We start from the raw sequence: 17,240 nt of genomic DNA, 5'->3' as shown, positions 1-17,240 counted from the left end.
CCTCTAAAAATCCTCAACATACCACTTAGATAAACTCTACCAAACTTCTTATTTCTTTTTCCTTCCTTTTCCATCCCCCTTCTGCTTACTCTTTACCCCCTCAAAGTTTGGGGTTGACCTCCAATCCCGTATGGAAAGCGTAGTAAAACTCTCTTCGCTAACCCTCCATGATTCGCCTTCCCCTGATACCAGCAATTTCCCATCAGGACTAAAAATAATAGAATGAACCGGCCTTCCAGCCCCTATTGTCTTAATCTTGTTCTTCTTTACCACATCCCATAATACGATGGTTTTATCGCTGCTCACTGATGCTAACATCTTTCCATCAGGGCTGAAGACAACTGATTTGACACTGCCAGAATGACCTTTCAGAGTTTTAATATTTTTTCCCGCTGCTACATCCCAAAGAATAATACTGTAATCGTCACTTCCTGCTGCCAACAATTTTCCATCCAGACTGAAGGCAACGGAGTAAATCGGACTATGGTTATCCTGATTACGATGGAGTTCCTTTATTCTATCCCCTGTTTTGACATCCCAAAGGATTATAGTATGATACCCCCATCCCCCTGATGCTAATAATTTTCCATCCGGACTGAAAGCAATAGAATTAATACCAAACTCATGTCCTTGGAGTTCTTTTATCATATCTCCTGTTTTGACATCCCAGAGCAATATATGTCCAACTTCACTCCATCTGGGAGTACAACCTGCTGCCAACAATTTTCCATCTGTACTTAAAGCAATAGAGCAACTTTCAGAAATAGGGTTATAAGAGATGGTTTTTATATTAGGAGAGAAGGTCTTTATCTTATCACCCGTAGCAACATCTAAGAGAGCAATTGAGGCATCCTCAAAGCCAGAGGATAATGCTGCCAGCGTCTTTCCATTGGGACTAAAACAAACTTTGTTATAACCATTAATAGTCTTTATCTTCTTCCACGTTGTTGTATCCCAAAAATTGATAAGACCTCTCGTTTCGCCTTCATCGTAACTTCCTGACGCCAGGATTTTACCATCCGGACTAAAAGTAATAGAATCAATGGTATCCTGATGGGCATCGTTAATTGTTTTGGCATTAGTTACACCAAGTGAATTTCCTGCAAGCAACCCACCTGCAACAAACATTAAAACTAAAACCATTAACCTTCTCATGTAACTACCTCCTTTAGGTATCTTTTTGATTTGCTTGTTCATAAGCTCATCCTTAAAATAAACTCACTTCCCCTTCAACAGCGGTCTCACATCAAACAAATTCTTCTCCAGCCCCAAACTCCCCTCATCCTGACCCAGCGCCAGTCCAAGCAACTGAGTAAAATAAACTATAGGCATTTGTGTATTTCCAGAACCCTCTGCAAGTCTTTGCTGACTTTTTTCCAGATTATACTGACACAGAGGACAACTCGTCACAATAATCTCTGCTCCTTTGTTCTTTGCTGAACTCAAAACATTGCCGGAAAGTTTTGTGACCACATCCTCATTCCCCATTGCAAGATGCGCTCCGCAGCATTCTATCTTATTGGGAAACTCCACCGGTTCGCAGCCAAGCGCCTTTAGCAAATCCTCAAATATTGTCGGCGCTTCGGCATTGTCTATGCCCATATCTTCAAAAGGTCTGAGCAACATACACCCATAATATGTACCTGCCTTAACCCCTTTTAACGGCCTCTTAACAGCGCTCTTAACATTATCAAAACCTATCCTATCCCTCAAAACCTCTAAAAAGTGAATCACATTCAAACTGCCGTCGTATTCTTCTTCAATAAAACCGTTGACTATTGCCCGCTTCTCCTTGTCATCCCTTATCACCTTGTTTGTGCGCTTTAAAACATTGTAGCAAACGGAGCATAGAGTTGTTACCGTGTCCCCTTCTTTCTTTGCATTAACAAGCACCTTTGTCGGCGCGGTCAAGCCCATGATATTGTCAGGTGTCAAAGGAAATGTCGCGCCGCAGCAATTCCACTGATTTAGTTCTTTGAGTTCAAAACCCAAAAGAACAGCGGATTCTCTTGCCGAAATATCAAAACCTTTGGCAACGGTATTTAAGGTGCAACCGGGATAATATGGTATTTTCATGGATTTTGTATCCTAAACTTCCCCCTCACCCTAACCCTCTCCCGCAAGGGGAGAGGAACTTTAAGAAATCTCCCCTCCCTTGACGGGAGGGGACAAAGGGGAGGGTGAAAACTAACTTACAAACTTCCTAAACCCGCAAACAATAGCCTGTTGCGGAGCATTTTTTAAAAACGGCAACGGAACCTCTTTAATCTCTTCGTGACTTTTGCCTTTCCTTAAAGTTATCTGCCGAAGCGCCTCTAATATCTTCGCGGCGCTTACACCTTTCGGGCATCTGCAATAACATTGCAAACATCCAACACAGAGCCACATGGAGTTGGCCTTTTGCACAGCCTCCTCCTGTCCCAATTGCAGGAGTCTTATAATTTCTCTAGGTCCAAAATCCATTGCATAAGATACAGGACAGCCGCCTGTGCAGTTGCCGCACTGATAGCAGTTGGCAAGTTCCTCGCCGCTAATCCGTTCTACGAGCTTAACAAGTTCACTCTGTAAGTTTTCTTTTCCGAGTTTTATGAGCATAATATGTGTACCCTGATTTGTTTTAGGTTACTGTATCCTTTTATATCCAGCAGGGATCTGAAACAGATTATCAGGCTGATGACCTTCCTTAATATTGCGCAGTTCATATATGTGGTCAGAGAATTCTTCTCGGATAGTAACCCTAAGCCTGTGATCTACCCACTGATATACAACACCTGTCTGGGATTTGACCTCCCATTTTTCAGTATCTCTGTCGTCTAATTTTTCTTGGCCAATTTCCCGGCATATCAAATCACTTCTTCCAGCACATGGGCCGTTAGATAACGCATTAGGTAAATGACCTATGACATGGCCAAACAGAGCCTCCATATCCTTCTTCGTCATCATAATATATGTTTTTGCATACGGCATCAGCATAGTGGCAGTTTGTTTAACAAGATCCAAAATCATCACTGCCGGCAAGTTATCATAGAAAAAATCCTTCCGTATAATGTCATTGCCGACATACATCGTCCCTTTAAAATTCTTACTCGGATCTTTTGAGTATATTTCGATAACATCTGCTGAAAATTCAACTTCAAACCCATGGGCGGCATAGGCAATTCCGGACAGGTGAACCAACACTACGAATAAAAGACAAAATATTATACCTTTGCGCATAAATCCTCCTTTTGTTAATTTTATACTATTCGACCTTCTTATACCTTTCAACACCAATCTTAAACAAATCATTTCCGAAAATATCATTCACAACAATTGCCGGAAAATCTACAACCTCAAGCCTTCTGATCGCCTCCGGCCCCAAATCCTCGTACGCAATAATCTCCGCCTTTTTAATGGTCTTTGCAATCAGCGCTGCTGCACCGCCCACTGCCGCAAGATAAACAGCCTTGTGCTTATTCATCGCATCAACTACCTCTGCCGAACGTTGTCCCTTGCCGATTGTCCCTTTTAACCCAAGTTCTAAAAGTTTAGGTGTATATACATCCATCCTTCCGCTTGTTGTAGGTCCTACAGAGCCTATGACCTGCCCTGGTTTTGCCGGTGTAGGCCCCACATAATAGATTAACTGTCCTTTTATATCAAAAGGGAGCTTTTCGCCCTTATCTAAAAGCTCTATAAGCCTCTTGTGCGCGGCATCCCTTGCAGTGTAAAGAACACCGGTTATCAAGACTTTATCCCCTGACTTAAGTTTTTCTACATCCTTATCAGTAAGGGGCGGGGTTATTTTGATTGGGTGAGTCATGTCGCCTTGCTCCATTGCAAAATGAAGATTGAAAAATGCAAATTGTAAATTGCGCAGTTCTTTTAACTTTGCAATTTGCAATCTTCAATTTACAATTTTTTATATTACTGCCTCCTTATGCCTTGCCGCATGGCATTGTATATTCACTGCAACAGGCAGGCTTGCAATATGGCATGGCGCTGTTTTTATATGAACTGCCAAGGCTGTTGTCCTTCCGCCAAAACCCATCGGCCCTATGCCGAGATTATTTATCTTCTCCAATAATTCCTTTTCAAGGACATCCAATTCCCTCTCAGGATTTGGTGTTCCGATATTTCTTAAAAGCGCCTCTTTTGCGAGAAGTGCGCTTTTTTCAAAATTCCCGCCAATACCGATACCGACAATAATCGGAGGACATGGATTTCCACCGGCCTCTTTCACTGTGTTTATCACAAAATCCTTTATACCCTGCAAGCCCTGAGACGGCTTGAGCATGGCAAGCCTGCTCATGTTTTCACTGCCTGCGCCCTTTGGCGCTATTGTTATCTTGAGCCTGTCACCCTCTACAATCCTCGTGTGGATTATGGCAGGTGTATTATCCCCTGTATTCTTCCTTGTGAGTGGATGGCAAACAGACTTTCTAAGATAACCTTCTTTATATCCTTGCCGCACTCCTTCGTTTATTGCATCCTCCAACCCGCCGTCAATTATTGCATCCCTGCCCATTTCAACAAAAAATACTGCAATACCCGTATCCTGGCACATGGGCGCATCTTCCCTCAGGGCAATCTGGGCATTTTCAAGAATCTGGTCAAGCACCTCTTTGCCCAAAGGAGATTCCTCCCTTCCCTTGAATTCTTTCAATGCAAACACAACATCCATGCCAAGTTCACACGCAGCCTTTATGCAAAGTTCTTTAACTTTTGAAGTTATATCGAGCGTAGAGATTTTTCGCATAATATTTAAGACAGGGGTTATATCTTTATTTCCTCAATCAATTTCTTAATCACTGAAACTGAATTGCCAAATTGAGTCCATTCCTCTTTACTCAGTTCAATCTCAATAATATCCTCAACGCCGTCGCTTCCCAGTTTCACAGGAACGCCAATAAATATGCCGTTCACGCCGTATTTGCCGTTGCAGTACGCTGCGCAGGGGATTACCCTCTTCTTATCCCTTATTATGGATTCTGCCATCTCTATAACAGCTGCAGAGGGCGCATAGAATGCGCTCCCTGTCTTTAATAGTCCAACTATTTCACTACCTGCCTTCTTTGTCCTTTCCATTATGGCATCAATCCTGTTTTTTGAGATTAACTGGCCGATTGGAATACCTGAAACAGTGGAGTATCTCGGAAGCGGTACCATCTCATCCGCATGGCCGCCGATAACCATTGCGCTTATATCTTCAACAGATACATTCAGCTCCATGGCAATAAATGTCTTAAGCCTTGCTGCATCAAGCGCGCCTGAAAGACCGATAACCCTGTTATGCGGGAAACCGCTCACCTTCCATGCAACATAGACCATGACATCAAGCGGGTTTGTAACAACTATTATAATGGCATTTGGAGAATGCTTGGCAATCTGCTCCGTAACACCTTTCACAATCCCTGTGTTTGTATTTATTAAATCGCTCCTGCTCATCCCGGGTTTTCTTGCCATGCCTGCTGTAATGATTACAATATCCGAATTTGCTGTATCCTTGTAATCATTAGTCCCCAGGATCCTTGAGTCAAAACCCTCAACAGGCGATGCCTCCGTTAAGTCAAGTCCTTTGCCCTGCGGCACACCCGCCACAACATCTATTAAGACAATATCGCCGAGCTCTTTTATCGCCGCCCATACAGCGGCATGGGCGCCAACATTGCCTGCGCCAACAATGGTTATTTTCTTACGGGCCATATCGCCTCCTGCTTGCGTTATTAGGGTTATGGCGTCATAGCGTAACGCTGTAAGCGGCATACGCAAAAACGAAACAATATCGCCAACGCCATATTGTATACTGTATACAGAAACAGTAGTTGTGTCAAGGAGAAAATATTCTTGTGTATTAAATACATATTAAATAAAATTATCCTTGACAAAATCTCTTTCTGTATGATAGCAATAACTAATTTTAAGTATACCCTAATTTGATTAGGGGGTAATTTTACATGATAGACATAGATATTACATTTTTATATCAGATTGCGGGGTTTATCGCCCTTTATTTCATTCTGAATACCCTTTTATACAAGCCTGTTCTTAAGACCCTTGAAGAACGGTATAAGAAGGGAGAAGGGAAAAAGAAAGAGGCATTAGATTTAGAAGCAGGGCTTCGGAAAAGGCTTCTGGACTACGAGAACCGGCTCAATGAGCCGAGGGTAAAGGCTCAGGAGGAACGGCTCCGTCTCAAACAGGAAGGGCTTGATAAAGAGCAGGAGATCCTTGAGAATGCAAGGAAAAACTCTCAGTCCGGATTTCTGGAGGCAAAAACAAAACTCAAAGAGGAGGCAAAGTCTGCGCTCTCCCGCCTCAAAGAGGAAAGCAAAACAATCTCAAAGGATATTGCAGAAAAGATTCTTAACCGAAAGGTGGCATAGAATGAAATTTCAAATTTCAAATTTCAAATTTCAAATTTTATTGAACTGTTTACGGTCTGCTGTCTACTGTCTGCTGTTTATTGCCTCTCCGGTTCTTGCCGCTGAAGAAGGCGGGCATGGCGGCGAAAGCGGCATGGTATGGCGTATTGTGAACTTCGCAATACTTGCTCTGGCGCTATTTTTAATGCTTAGGTATTTCAAGGTAAAAGATTTTTTTGCCGATAGAAAGAAGTCAATAATTGTCGAATTGGAAGAGGCTAAAAAGGCAAAGGAAGATGCTGAAAGAAAGGTAAAGGAGTTTGAACTGAAATTCAGTTCTCTTGACAAAAGGATAGAAGAGATTTATCAGGAGATAATGGAAGAAGGAGAGATTGAAAAGAAAAGAATTATAGAAGAGGCTATTAAGCTATCTGACAGGATACAAGAACAGGCAAGACTTGCGGCAGAACAGGAGATTAAGAAGGCAATGGAAGAGATTAAGGGAGAGATTGCGAAGGTGGCAGTTGAGATGGCAGAAGAAATACTGCGGGGCGAACTTAGCGCCGCTGACCATGAAAGGCTTATAAAGGAGTATCTGGAAAAGGTCAGACTGCATTAACAAACGGCACGAATTTATTCGTGCGATTATGGCATAATTATGAAAAAAAGCGCTGTTGCTAAAAGATATGCAAAGGCCCTGATTGAACTGGGGCAAGAGGAAAAGAGATATAAGGAAATAGGCAGAGAGTTGAGGGATATTTCAACTGTATTTACCGCTAACCCTGAATTCAAGAGATTTGCCCTCAATCCAATGTATAAATTGGAAGATAGACACGGCCTTATAAGAAAGGTGGGGGATGTATTAGAAATCTCCGATACTGTTAAAAGATTTTTAGCCATTTTAACAAAGAATAGAGGCATAGGAATAATTGAAGATATAAACGCCGCATATTCCATATTGGAAGATGAATTGTCAGGCAGAATAAAGGTAACCGTGGAATCAGCCGCAGATCTGGATAAAAATCGTATTGATGAAATTACTAAAAAGCTTCATCAATTGACCAACAAAGAGATTATTCTTACGGTTGAAAAAACCCCCGCGCTTATCGGCGGACTTGTTTTTCGGATTGGAAACACCATACTGGACGGAAGCATAAAAACCCAGTTGGAAAGGGTTAAAGAAAAAATAATACAAGGGGTGATTTGATATGATTAAGGCAGAAGAAATAAGTCAGCTTATTAAAACTCAAATTAAAGGGTTCGAGAAGGCAATAGATGTAAAAGAGGTCGGAACTGTTATATCGGTTGGGGACGGCATTGCCAGAATCTATGGCCTTGAAAAGGCAATGGCAGGCGAGCTTTTGGAATTCCCGCATAATATACGCGGCATGGTTTTAAATCTGGAAGCGGACAATGTCGGCGCAGCCATTTTCGGAGAGGATTATAAGATTAAGGAAGGGGATGTAGTTAAGAGGACAGGCAAAATCGTGGAAGTTCCTGTAGGCGAAGGACTTATGGGAAGGGTTATAAATGCCCTCGGTGTTCCAATAGACGGCAAGGGGCCATTAGAGGCACAAACCACGCGGCGCGTTGAAGTTAAGGCAAGGGGCATAGTTGACAGAAAGCCTGTTAAAGAGCCGCTCCAGACAGGTATCAAGGCGATAGACGGCATGATACCTATTGGCAGGGGGCAGAGGGAACTGATAATCGGCGACAGACAGACCGGAAAGACAGCGGTTGCCATAGACACAATAATAAACCAGAAAGGCCAGGGTGTATTCTGCATCTATGTTGCTATAGGACAGAAACAATCCACTGTTGCGCAGGTGGTTGAAAAGCTTAAACAGTCCGGCGCAATGGATTATACCTTGGTTGTTTCCGCAACAGCAAGCGAAGCAGCGCCGCTTCAATTTATAGCGCCTTATACAGGATGCACCATCAGCGAACATTTCAGAGATAACGGAAAACATGCGCTTATAATATATGATGACCTTTCAAAACATGCTGTTGCATACAGACAATTGTCCCTTCTTTTGAGAAGGCCGCCGGGCAGAGAGGCTTATCCGGGCGATGTATTCTATCTTCACTCAAGACTACTTGAGAGGGCTGCTAAATTAAAGGATGAGCTTGGCGGTGGCTCTTTAACAGCGCTTCCTATTATTGAAACCCAGTCAGGCGATGTATCCGCATACATTCCGACTAATGTCATATCCATTACAGACGGCCAGATATATCTTGAGACAGATCTCTTTTATGCCGGCGTAAGGCCTGCAATAAATGTCGGCCTCTCGGTTTCCCGTGTTGGCGGAAGCGCGCAGGTAAAGGCAATGAAACAGGTGGCAGGTACGCTCAGGCTTGAACTTGCACAATACAGGGAGCTTGCGGCATTTGCGCAGTTCGGAAGCGATCTTGATGTCGCAACACAGAGACAGCTTGCGAGAGGCTCACGGCTTGTTGAGATATTGAAGCAGGGGCAGTATAAACCCCTGCCTGTTGAAAAGCAGGTATTGATTATTTTTGCCGCAACAAATGGCTATGTGGACGGTTATCCTGTTGCAGCGCTCAAAAAATACGAAGAAGAGCTTTATACATTCTTTGACACAAAACACCCTGAACTGATTAAAGAGCTTAAGGAAAAAAAGGCAATAGACGATGCCATTAAGCCAAAACTTACTAAGACGCTGGATGACTTTAAGGTATTGTTTGTAGCTTAAAAACAGGCTATAGGCAATGGGAAAACCTATAGCCTATAACCTATAACCTGTATTTATTATGCCCAGCTTAAAAGACATAAAACGCAGAATAAAGAGTGTAAAAAACACCCAGCAAATTACAAAGGCAATGAAGATGGTTGCTGCCGCAAAGTTGAAGCGCGCCCATGACGATATCATTGCAGCGCGTCCTTATTCGCAAAAGATGCTGGATATCATCAACAGCCTGGCTTCAAGGGTCAGGCCTGATGCGCATCCCCTGCTCTCAAAAAAGGGGGGTGGAAGGGTGGAACTTGTTATTGTTACATCAGACAGAGGATTGTGCGGCGGCTTTAACAGCAATATAATAAGGGGCTCGGAAGGTTTCATAAGAAAAAATACTGACAATACCGGGATAACCCTTAATCTTATAGGCAAAAAAGCAAAGGACTATTTCAAACGCAGGGGTTTAACCATAAGACAGGAGAGGCCTGTCGGCTCAGGCAGGCCTAAGTATACCGCTGCCGCAGAGATTGCAAAAGAAATTGTGGATTCACACATAAAGGAAACATTTGATGAAACATATCTCATATACAGCGAATTTAAATCTGCGTTGAGCCAGAAACTTGTAATCCAGAGGCTTCTGCCGATTGAATCTCCAAAAGAGAGCGAAGAAGAAGCCACAGAATATATCTATGAGCCGTCTCAGGAGGCAATCCTTGCCGATATCTTGCCAAAATACATAGAGGTACAGATATTTATGGCGCTTCTGGAATCAGCAGCCAGCGAACACGGCGCAAGAATGGCTGCGATGGACTCTGCGACAAAGAATGCCAAAGAGATGATAGAAGGCCTTACATTGAAATACAACAGACTGCGCCAGGCGGCGATTACAAAAGAATTGATGGAGATAATCGGAGGGGCAGAGGCGCTGAAAGGATAACTATTAGCTCATAGCTCATGGTTCATAGTAAAAAATCTTTTGCTATCAGCTATGAGCCATGAACTAATAACGGAGGTTTTTCAATGGAAAAAAAGAATATAGGCAAGGTAACGCAGGTCATCGGAGCGGTTCTGGATATAGAATTTCAACCTGGCCATCTGCCGGCAATATACAATGCACTAAAGGTAACCAACCCCAGCATAAATGACCAGAAGTGGAATCTGGTTCTGGAGGTTGCGCAGCACCTTGGCGAAAATACTGTGAGATGTATTGCTATGGATTCAACGGAAGGCCTTGTAAGGGGAATGGAGGCGTTGGATACAGGCGATGGTATTTTAGTCCCTGTGGGGAAGGGGGTACTTGGAAGGATATTGAATGTGATTGGAGAGCCTGTTGATGAACTTGGACCAGTAAAAACAGATAAAAAATATCCAATCCACAGGCCGGCGCCTTCATTTGATCAGCAATCAACAACAGTAGAGGTTTTTGAGACAGGCATAAAGGTTATCGACCTCCTTACGCCGTATCTGAAGGGAGGCAAGATAGGTCTCTTCGGGGGCGCGGGCGTTGGAAAGACAGTTCTGATTATGGAGCTTATAAATAATGTCGCCATGCAGCACGGCGGTTTTTCCGTATTCGGCGGCGTCGGCGAAAGAACAAGGGAAGGCAATGACCTGTGGCTCGAGATGAAGGAATCCGGGGTTATTGACAAGACAGCCCTTATCTACGGCCAGATGAACGAGCCGCCGGGGGCAAGGGCAAGGGTTGCGTTAACAGCCCTCACTGTAGCCGAATATTTCAGAGATGAGGAAAACCAGGATGTGCTTCTTTTTATAGATAATATCTTCAGGTTTGTTCAGGCAAATTCAGAGGTCTCAGCGCTTTTGGGAAGAATCCCTTCCGCAGTCGGCTACCAGCCTACGCTTTCAACGGATGTGGGAGAATTGCAGGAGAGGATTACCTCAACCACAAAAGGGTCTATTACATCTGTCCAGGCAATATATGTGCCTGCCGATGACCTTACAGACCCTGCGCCTGCTACAACATTCGCGCATCTGGACGCAACAACAGTTCTTTCAAGACAGATAGCGGAATTAGGCATCTACCCTGCGGTTGACCCGCTTGATTCCACTTCAAGAATTCTTGATCCACAAATTATAGGCGAGGAACATTATTCGGTTGCAAGAAAGGTTCAGCAGGTATTGCAGAAATATAAAGACCTTCAGGATATAATAGCCATCCTTGGCATGGATGAACTTTCAGAAGATGACAAGTTGATCGTTTCAAGGGCAAGAAAAATCCAAAGATTCTTAAGCCAGCCGTTCTTTGTCGCAGAGGCATTCACAGGCTCGCCCGGTAAATATGTCGGCGTAAAGGACACTATCAAAGGTTTTAAAGAGATTGCCGAAGGCAAGTATGATGATATCCCTGAGCAGGCATTTTACCTGGTTGGCACAATAGAAGAGGCGCTTGAAAAGGCGGAGAAGTTAAAGGCAGCAGTTTAAAATAGCTCATAGTATTTGCTATCAGCTATGAGCTATCAACTAACATGGCAGACACATTCTTACTGGAAATAGTCACACCTGACAAACTTTTTATTTCCGAACAGGTTGAGGAAATGACAGCCCCCGGAAGCGAAGGCGAGTTTGGCGTGCTTACAGGTCATGCGCCGCTGCTTACAATATTAAAGCCTGGCAAACTTAGTTACAAAATCGGAAAGGATACAAACCGCATTGCTATAGGCGCGGGATATGCTGAGGTAAATCAGTCAAAGGTGACAATCCTTACTGAAACAATTTCTCAAGAGATAAAACAGGGATGACAACAGTTAAAACCGAGCCTGCAATTATTTCTTGCTTATCGGTATAAGGGTTATCTTGGTCTTCCCATCTTTCACAACAACCTTATACTCCACATCACTACATTTCATATCCTTTTTTACCTTTTCTGTCTGCTGAATAATGGCCTGTGTGAATTTTTCATAAGACATATCCCCCGATGTATCCTGACAGCTTTTTTTCGCATCCATAAATTGCTGATAGACAGTCTTGAATCTGCTATCGCTGTCCGGCATTTCTTTCTTGAGCCCTTCTGAAGAAGCTGGGGTTGCTCCTGGCCCTTGCATGGGTTCTCTATTTGCCGCCGCTGCAGGTGATATTACCCCAAATCCGGCGCCTCTCTCATAGTTTCCATCCTCAATCCGCCGGAGTATCCTGTTCCAGAATTGTTTGTAAGAGGTGTATTTGGCGGTAAGGGTTGAATATCTGAATTTCAAGGATGTGTTGGTGGTAGGCTGGTTGCTGTATTTTAAAATAATACGGTCTATCTCATTTCTTAAGACAGCGGGTTCTTTTTTCAGAACTTTTGCAAAATACTGCTCATAGTCTACTTTAAGCTTGTTTATCTTTACATCAAGTATATCCAGATCTTCTTTAAGTCCCATAGTGTTTTATTCTAAGAAAACAAAGAAAAAATGTAAAGGGGAATGTAATCACCCACCATCATCTTTCAAAACACACCCCGCATCTAACACATCTTCCCGACCCAAGTTCCGCTTGGGTGCCCCGGCATGGCGGGGTTGTCCTGCCTTTTAATGCACACCCGTATTCCTTCCAAAGATATTCCTTTTTAAGCCCTGTATCTATAAAATCCCACGGGAGTACTTCAGAAATATTCCATATACTTCCGACATAGAAATCTGCATCAAACTTTGCTCCTTTTAATGCAGCCTTCCAGCCGTTTTTATACGCATCAACTAATATTTTACCTATCCTCCTGTCTCCTACAGACAAAAGGGTCTGGATATATCCCTCTCGTAGTGAAAGGGAAGTAATTTTTATCCCTTTTTCATTTTTTAGCCCATTTTTAATTATACCCATTTTATTTTTTAAAGATTTTATATCCTCATAAGCGCACCACTGAAACGGAGTAATAGGCTTTGGTATAAATGGATTAATACTTAGTGTAATCAGCCCGCCTTGCATTGCAGACTTTATCCGTAAGGTAAGCTCAGTAATGGCATTTATATCATCAAGGGTCTCTGTTGGAAGGCCTATAATAAAATAGAGTTTTAATTTTTGTATGCCTGATGCTGATATGAGGTTTATAGCTTCTATAATGTCCTTTTCAGAAAAACTTTTATTTATGACATCCCTTAATCTCTCTGAACCAGCCTCCGGCGCTATGGTAATAGTCTTATAACCGCCCTCTTTCAAAAGTTTGAGGAGCTCTTCATCAAGAACATCCAGCCTTAAAGAAGAGAGCGTAATCTCGCCGTTATTTTCTATAACTGTTGTGCAAAGTGCCTTTAAGTCTGAATACTCAGACACAGCCGCACCCACCAAGCCAACCTTTTGGGTTAGCCCCATCCCATTTAAAACCCCTTGTTTTAAGCCGTTTAGCTCCCTTTCCCGCGGCGGCAGATAAACAAAACCTGCTGCGCAGAACCTGCACCCCCTTCCGCAGCCCCGCTCTACCTCAACCAGATAGGTGTTGCTAAAGTTCGTTTCCTTTGTAAGAATATGCGAAGAAGGCGCTGGAAAGGCATCAAGCCTTTTTACTTTTCTGCTTTTTACCTTTGCCGGAGAACCTTTGACAGGGGTAAACTCTTTTATGAAATTTCCCTGATACACAATCTTGTAGAAGCTTGGTATATAAACACCTTCTACCGGAACGAGCGCCTCAAGAAGCCCATCTTTTGTCTTTGCTTTAAGTTGTGCTATTTTGAAGGTATCTATAAACTCCGCGACAAATTCCTCGCCCTCGCCAATGGCAAATATGTCAAAAAAATCCGCAATTGGTTCAGGATTTAAAGATACAGCAACACCGCCCGCCATAATCAATGGTTGTGCGCTTTTTCGTGCAGATGATAAAAAAGGTATTTTGGCAAGGTCAAAGATTTTAAGGATATTAAGATAATCTTCTTCGAATGATATGGAAAAGGCAATAATGTCAAATTCGGCAATGGGTCTTTGTGATTCTAATGAAAAAAGAGATGTGCTGGTTCTCTCAAACTCTGCTATATCTTTGTCATCAGGCAGAAATGCCCTTTCGCACACAACATAATCAAGGCTGTTTAAAAGATGATAGATTGCCTGAAAACCAAGATTACTCATCCCAAGGAAATATGAGTTGGGATATACAAGGCATACGCTTACCTTGCCGCCCCATTCCTTATAAACGGTTCCCTGCTCTTTTAAGAGAAGTTCTTTTGCCTTTTTTTTAAGTTGCCAGGAAATAAGCGGCCTCCTTACTGTATAAAGGCTATTATATCTAACTTTTGGAGTTATTGGTAAAGAAGATATATTGAAGGATATAGAAAAATGGGAACCACTTTATTTTGAGAGCCGTTTGGACATCCGCTTTTCAACTGGAAGGGACTGAATCGTCTTTATAACTTCTTGTTTTACCCCTAACATTTTTATTTCCTGTCCCTCCTCATTCAACAACAAGGTTTTGCCTGATGCTATGCCCCCTGTTGCAACAGCCGCACACCATTTAATGTTTTTTCTTTTCAAAAACCCGAAGGGCGTTGATTAAGCCGTATGTAGCTGTTTGCAAATAGGTGGCCGGCTCTCTTTACCCTTAGATTCATCTGCCTGTGCATGTTTGCACGCAGACAGTACCGATTTTAAAGCCATAGTTCCTTTCTCTTTTTTCAAAAGCCTATCTTTCTCCTTTTCGGTTCTGGTGGAGTCATCAATTGACGGATGGCATCAAAGACCACCTTAAACTGGGTGTCATATTTCTTTTCGAGTTCATCAAACCGTTTAGAAAGTTCTTTGTTAGAGGCAAGTATCTGTCGGAGTTTGACAAATGCCCTTACAACATGGATGCTCGCCTGAACAGCAACAGGACTATTTAAAATAGTGGCAATCATAATTGCCCCGTGTTCTGTAAATGCATTTGGCAGAACAGGAGAATATTTAAGCTTTTTAAGGTGGTCGCAATTTGCGACCACCTCATCTTTTTCTTCTTTCGTTAATTGAAACATAAAATCTTCCGGGAAACGTTCTCGGTTTTTTTTACTTGTTCATTAAGCCGCTTTGTAGTTACCCCATAAATATTTGCCAAAATGGCGTTGATTAAACCGTCTAATGCCTGAGGTTCTTGCAAAAGTCCCAATTCTGTCATTCCTGCATAGCTTCTGAGCGAGAATCTGTTTCTAATCGCTTGAAAAACCATATCCCCGATAGAAGCATTCGGGGATGACAGACAGTTTCGCAAGAGGCTCGTCTGTTTATAAATAAGGTGCTGCTGTTGTTTCTGATGATTCAAATCGTCTTCAATAAAGATATGGGGAATGACCCTCAATCCGTATCTTCTCCGGCTTTGTTTTGAGCGACGCCCCATTATCCCTTATATTCCAGTCCGCTGAAGTGATTTGTTGTACAGTTTTTCATTTAGCTCCAACATCAATGCAGCATTTTTTATATTTTTTGCCGGAGCCGCATGGACAAAGTGCATTGCGGCCAACCTTTATACGCCCTAAACTTTTAGATTCTTTTTTCAAAGATGGGAAATTCTGTACGGTTTTCTTCTGCATGGTAAGAGTGTCAGATTTAAAGAAGCCGAGACCCTCATTTGCCTTTTCATAATCTTCTCGGCGGTCATCAGGCCAATGAGTGCAATCCATCAAAATAAAGTCTTCAGAGTTCCTCTTTGTATATTTGGGGGCATCGATAGCAATGCCAATAACTGTCTTCAGATGCTCAAACTTATTTTTTGCTGCGCCACAGGCGATTTCAAGCATTGCTTGCCGCTTTGGCCGGTAGTCACTTTCATAGTCAGTAATCCTATCAAATTTCAGTTGCAAAAAAACATAACCCTTTTCATTGTAAAATGAGGGCATAAAAGACAAATATCGCATTATTGGCTGCGCGGACTCAGGAAAGTTGCGAATTGCTTGAATTATGTGTTCAGATAAAGCACGGCGGCTGAAGCGTGGCTCTTTAGCCATTTCATGGATCGCACTCTGTCCTCTTAGTGGCGTGGAGTTTCCAAGCAAGGTGCCGTCAAGGGTGTTCTGGCAAGTTCTTTGGATTAATTCATCCCAAAGATATGATATTTTGTCAGCCGATTTTTTATTTTTGTAAATTTCTCGCTCAATGAAGTTTTTCCATCCTCCTTCACCAATCATCAGAAAATTGACATCTTTTTTCGATGTCCCGATGAAGTGCTTCTTCTTTGATTTGTCAAAGTTTAGGAAGTAGTTAGCAAGTAAATCTTCTTCACCACAATAAAACAATGCATCGTGCGATTTAATCGCATCTATCTTTGCGTCAAGATATGACGAGAAATCAAAGAAGGTATCTAGCTCACTAAAAATTATAGGAAGGTTATGACTATCGAATACATGGACAGGCTTTTCTTTGTCTATATGTATCAAGAACGGGAAAGGAAGATTAGACCCGCTGTTTCCATATAAAACTGCCAGGCTACCGTATACGTTATCATCAGAGAATTTTTCACAAGCCTCTTTCGCTCCATGCGCGATTATGATATTGTGCACAATCATTTTCTTGCGATCTATAGCGATAGGATATGGAACCGTTAAATCTTTATCTAAAAAAATGCCGCGCCCGCTTTCAATGTATTTTTCAGCGCCGTGTGCAGTGCGAGTTTGAGCATCAATCACCTCTCTTTTCCAACGGTTCCAATTAACCACCGGATCATTCTTTTCTTTACCGAGTGATAGATTCTCTCGATCAAAAAATATGAATACGTGATTTTCAAAAACAGCGAGGAGATCACAGAGTTCATCCCGGTCATCTTTAAATGGATTGGGATAACTCCATAGCTTTAGGAATGAGCGCTCACAAAGACCTGATAGCAGTCTTTCAGTAGGTGTCAAACCTTCTGATTTGACGATAGCCATAAGATAGCTCTTTATTTAATTAAGAAAACCATTACAACCAATATAGACGCACAACGACTCATCTAATGTTTATTTTCTCATTACTTCTGCCTTAAAACCCTCTGCAAATTCTCGCACCCAACTTCAAGCCCCAAATCACATGCCTTTTTGAAATCAGAAATTGCCATGCTCTTATTCCCTAATCTCTCATAAGCAAGCCACGATGGTAGTAGGCTTGAGTAGCATTTGGGTCTAACTGGATTATCTTGTTATAATCCTCAATCGCCCGGTCATAGGATTTGAGAACTATATCAGCAGGGCATTTGCGAAAACAGAGGAAGTCGGTTTTATGCAGTTTCAGAATATCTGTATTGCCCTGAGTATAATAAGGCATCATTTTGCTGGCG

The 17,240-nt window shown here is 42.5% G+C and carries 19 protein-coding genes; 7 read left to right on the top strand and 12 right to left on the bottom strand.

Annotated elements, in window-relative coordinates; all coding sequences use genetic code 11:
- Positions 1–48: 48 nt before the first annotated feature.
- The 7 genes from Q8P28_03950 to mdh form a co-directional block, all read right to left on the bottom strand.
- Complete coding sequence (locus Q8P28_03950) at positions 49–1,197, bottom strand: WD40 repeat domain-containing protein (GenBank protein MDP2681947.1); 1,149 nt, start codon at positions 1,195–1,197, stop codon at positions 49–51.
- 21 nt (positions 1,198–1,218) lie between these two features.
- The gene (locus Q8P28_03945) at positions 1,219–2,076 is read right to left on the bottom strand and encodes a CoB--CoM heterodisulfide reductase iron-sulfur subunit B family protein (GenBank protein MDP2681946.1); all 858 of its coding nucleotides are present in this window, start codon (positions 2,074–2,076) and stop codon (positions 1,219–1,221) included.
- Between the two features lie 111 nt (positions 2,077–2,187).
- Positions 2,188–2,595, bottom strand: coding sequence for a 4Fe-4S dicluster domain-containing protein (locus Q8P28_03940; protein ID MDP2681945.1), 408 nt, complete (start codon positions 2,593–2,595; stop codon positions 2,188–2,190).
- A 27-nt stretch (positions 2,596–2,622) separates the two neighbouring features.
- Complete coding sequence (locus tag Q8P28_03935; GenBank protein ID MDP2681944.1) at positions 2,623–3,216, bottom strand: hypothetical protein; 594 nt, start codon at positions 3,214–3,216, stop codon at positions 2,623–2,625.
- Between the two features lie 25 nt (positions 3,217–3,241).
- Positions 3,242–3,802: a Fe-S-containing hydro-lyase gene (locus Q8P28_03930; protein ID MDP2681943.1), complete on the bottom strand. Its 561-nt coding sequence runs from the start codon at positions 3,800–3,802 to the stop codon at positions 3,242–3,244.
- A 99-nt stretch (positions 3,803–3,901) separates the two neighbouring features.
- On the bottom strand, positions 3,902–4,738 hold the full coding sequence (locus tag Q8P28_03925; protein MDP2681942.1) for a fumarate hydratase: 837 nt from the start codon (positions 4,736–4,738) through the stop codon (positions 3,902–3,904).
- A gap of 17 nt (positions 4,739–4,755) precedes the next feature.
- Positions 4,756–5,685, bottom strand: coding sequence for a malate dehydrogenase (gene mdh, locus Q8P28_03920; GenBank protein ID MDP2681941.1), 930 nt, complete (start codon positions 5,683–5,685; stop codon positions 4,756–4,758).
- A 251-nt stretch (positions 5,686–5,936) separates the two neighbouring features.
- On the opposite strand from mdh, the gene Q8P28_03915 reads away from it, so the two are divergent.
- From Q8P28_03915 to atpC, 7 genes are all read left to right on the top strand, one after another.
- Positions 5,937–6,365: a hypothetical protein gene (locus Q8P28_03915; GenBank protein ID MDP2681940.1), complete on the top strand. Its 429-nt coding sequence runs from the start codon at positions 5,937–5,939 to the stop codon at positions 6,363–6,365.
- Position 6,366: 1 nt separating this feature from the next.
- Positions 6,367–6,963 (top strand): ATP synthase F0 subunit B, encoded by a 597-nt coding sequence (locus tag Q8P28_03910; protein ID MDP2681939.1) that lies wholly within the window; start codon positions 6,367–6,369, stop codon positions 6,961–6,963.
- 39 nt (positions 6,964–7,002) lie between these two features.
- Positions 7,003–7,551 (top strand): ATP synthase F1 subunit delta, encoded by a 549-nt coding sequence (gene atpH, locus Q8P28_03905; protein ID MDP2681938.1) that lies wholly within the window; start codon positions 7,003–7,005, stop codon positions 7,549–7,551.
- A gap of 1 nt (position 7,552) precedes the next feature.
- Entirely contained in the window at positions 7,553–9,058 is a 1,506-nt protein-coding gene (gene atpA / locus Q8P28_03900; protein MDP2681937.1) for a F0F1 ATP synthase subunit alpha, read from the top strand.
- Between the two features lie 58 nt (positions 9,059–9,116).
- Complete coding sequence (atpG, locus tag Q8P28_03895; GenBank protein MDP2681936.1) at positions 9,117–9,977, top strand: ATP synthase F1 subunit gamma; 861 nt, start codon at positions 9,117–9,119, stop codon at positions 9,975–9,977.
- 83 nt (positions 9,978–10,060) lie between these two features.
- Positions 10,061–11,482 carry a F0F1 ATP synthase subunit beta gene (gene atpD / locus Q8P28_03890; GenBank protein ID MDP2681935.1) on the top strand — a complete coding sequence of 474 codons (1,422 nt, stop codon included), beginning with the start codon at positions 10,061–10,063 and terminating at the stop codon, positions 11,480–11,482.
- Between the two features lie 44 nt (positions 11,483–11,526).
- On the top strand, positions 11,527–11,799 hold the full coding sequence (gene atpC, locus Q8P28_03885) for an ATP synthase F1 subunit epsilon (protein MDP2681934.1): 273 nt from the start codon (positions 11,527–11,529) through the stop codon (positions 11,797–11,799).
- A gap of 24 nt (positions 11,800–11,823) precedes the next feature.
- Here atpC and Q8P28_03880 read toward each other — a convergent pair whose 3' ends face one another.
- The 5 genes from Q8P28_03880 to Q8P28_03860 all read right to left on the bottom strand — a co-directional run bounded on the left by Q8P28_03880 (position 11,824) and on the right by Q8P28_03860 (position 17,227).
- Entirely contained in the window at positions 11,824–12,420 is a 597-nt protein-coding gene (locus tag Q8P28_03880; protein MDP2681933.1) for an MXAN_5187 C-terminal domain-containing protein, read from the bottom strand.
- Positions 12,421–12,478: 58 nt separating this feature from the next.
- Positions 12,479–14,092, bottom strand: a complete 1,614-nt coding sequence (locus Q8P28_03875; GenBank protein ID MDP2681932.1) for a radical SAM protein — start codon at positions 14,090–14,092, stop codon at positions 12,479–12,481.
- A gap of 542 nt (positions 14,093–14,634) precedes the next feature.
- Positions 14,635–14,970, bottom strand: coding sequence for a hypothetical protein (locus tag Q8P28_03870; protein ID MDP2681931.1), 336 nt, complete (start codon positions 14,968–14,970; stop codon positions 14,635–14,637).
- Between the two features lie 405 nt (positions 14,971–15,375).
- On the bottom strand, positions 15,376–16,854 hold the full coding sequence (locus Q8P28_03865; GenBank protein ID MDP2681930.1) for an SEC-C metal-binding domain-containing protein: 1,479 nt from the start codon (positions 16,852–16,854) through the stop codon (positions 15,376–15,378).
- Between the two features lie 178 nt (positions 16,855–17,032).
- Positions 17,033–17,227 (bottom strand): tetratricopeptide repeat protein, encoded by a 195-nt coding sequence (locus Q8P28_03860; protein MDP2681929.1) that lies wholly within the window; start codon positions 17,225–17,227, stop codon positions 17,033–17,035.
- Between the last annotated feature and the right edge of the window lie 13 nt (positions 17,228–17,240).

It is taken from the genome of Deltaproteobacteria bacterium (assembly GCA_030690165.1).
Taxonomy (GTDB): Bacteria; Desulfobacterota; GWC2-55-46; order UBA9637; family UBA9637; genus JACRNJ01.
This window is presented reverse-complemented; position numbering and strand designations above follow the sequence as displayed.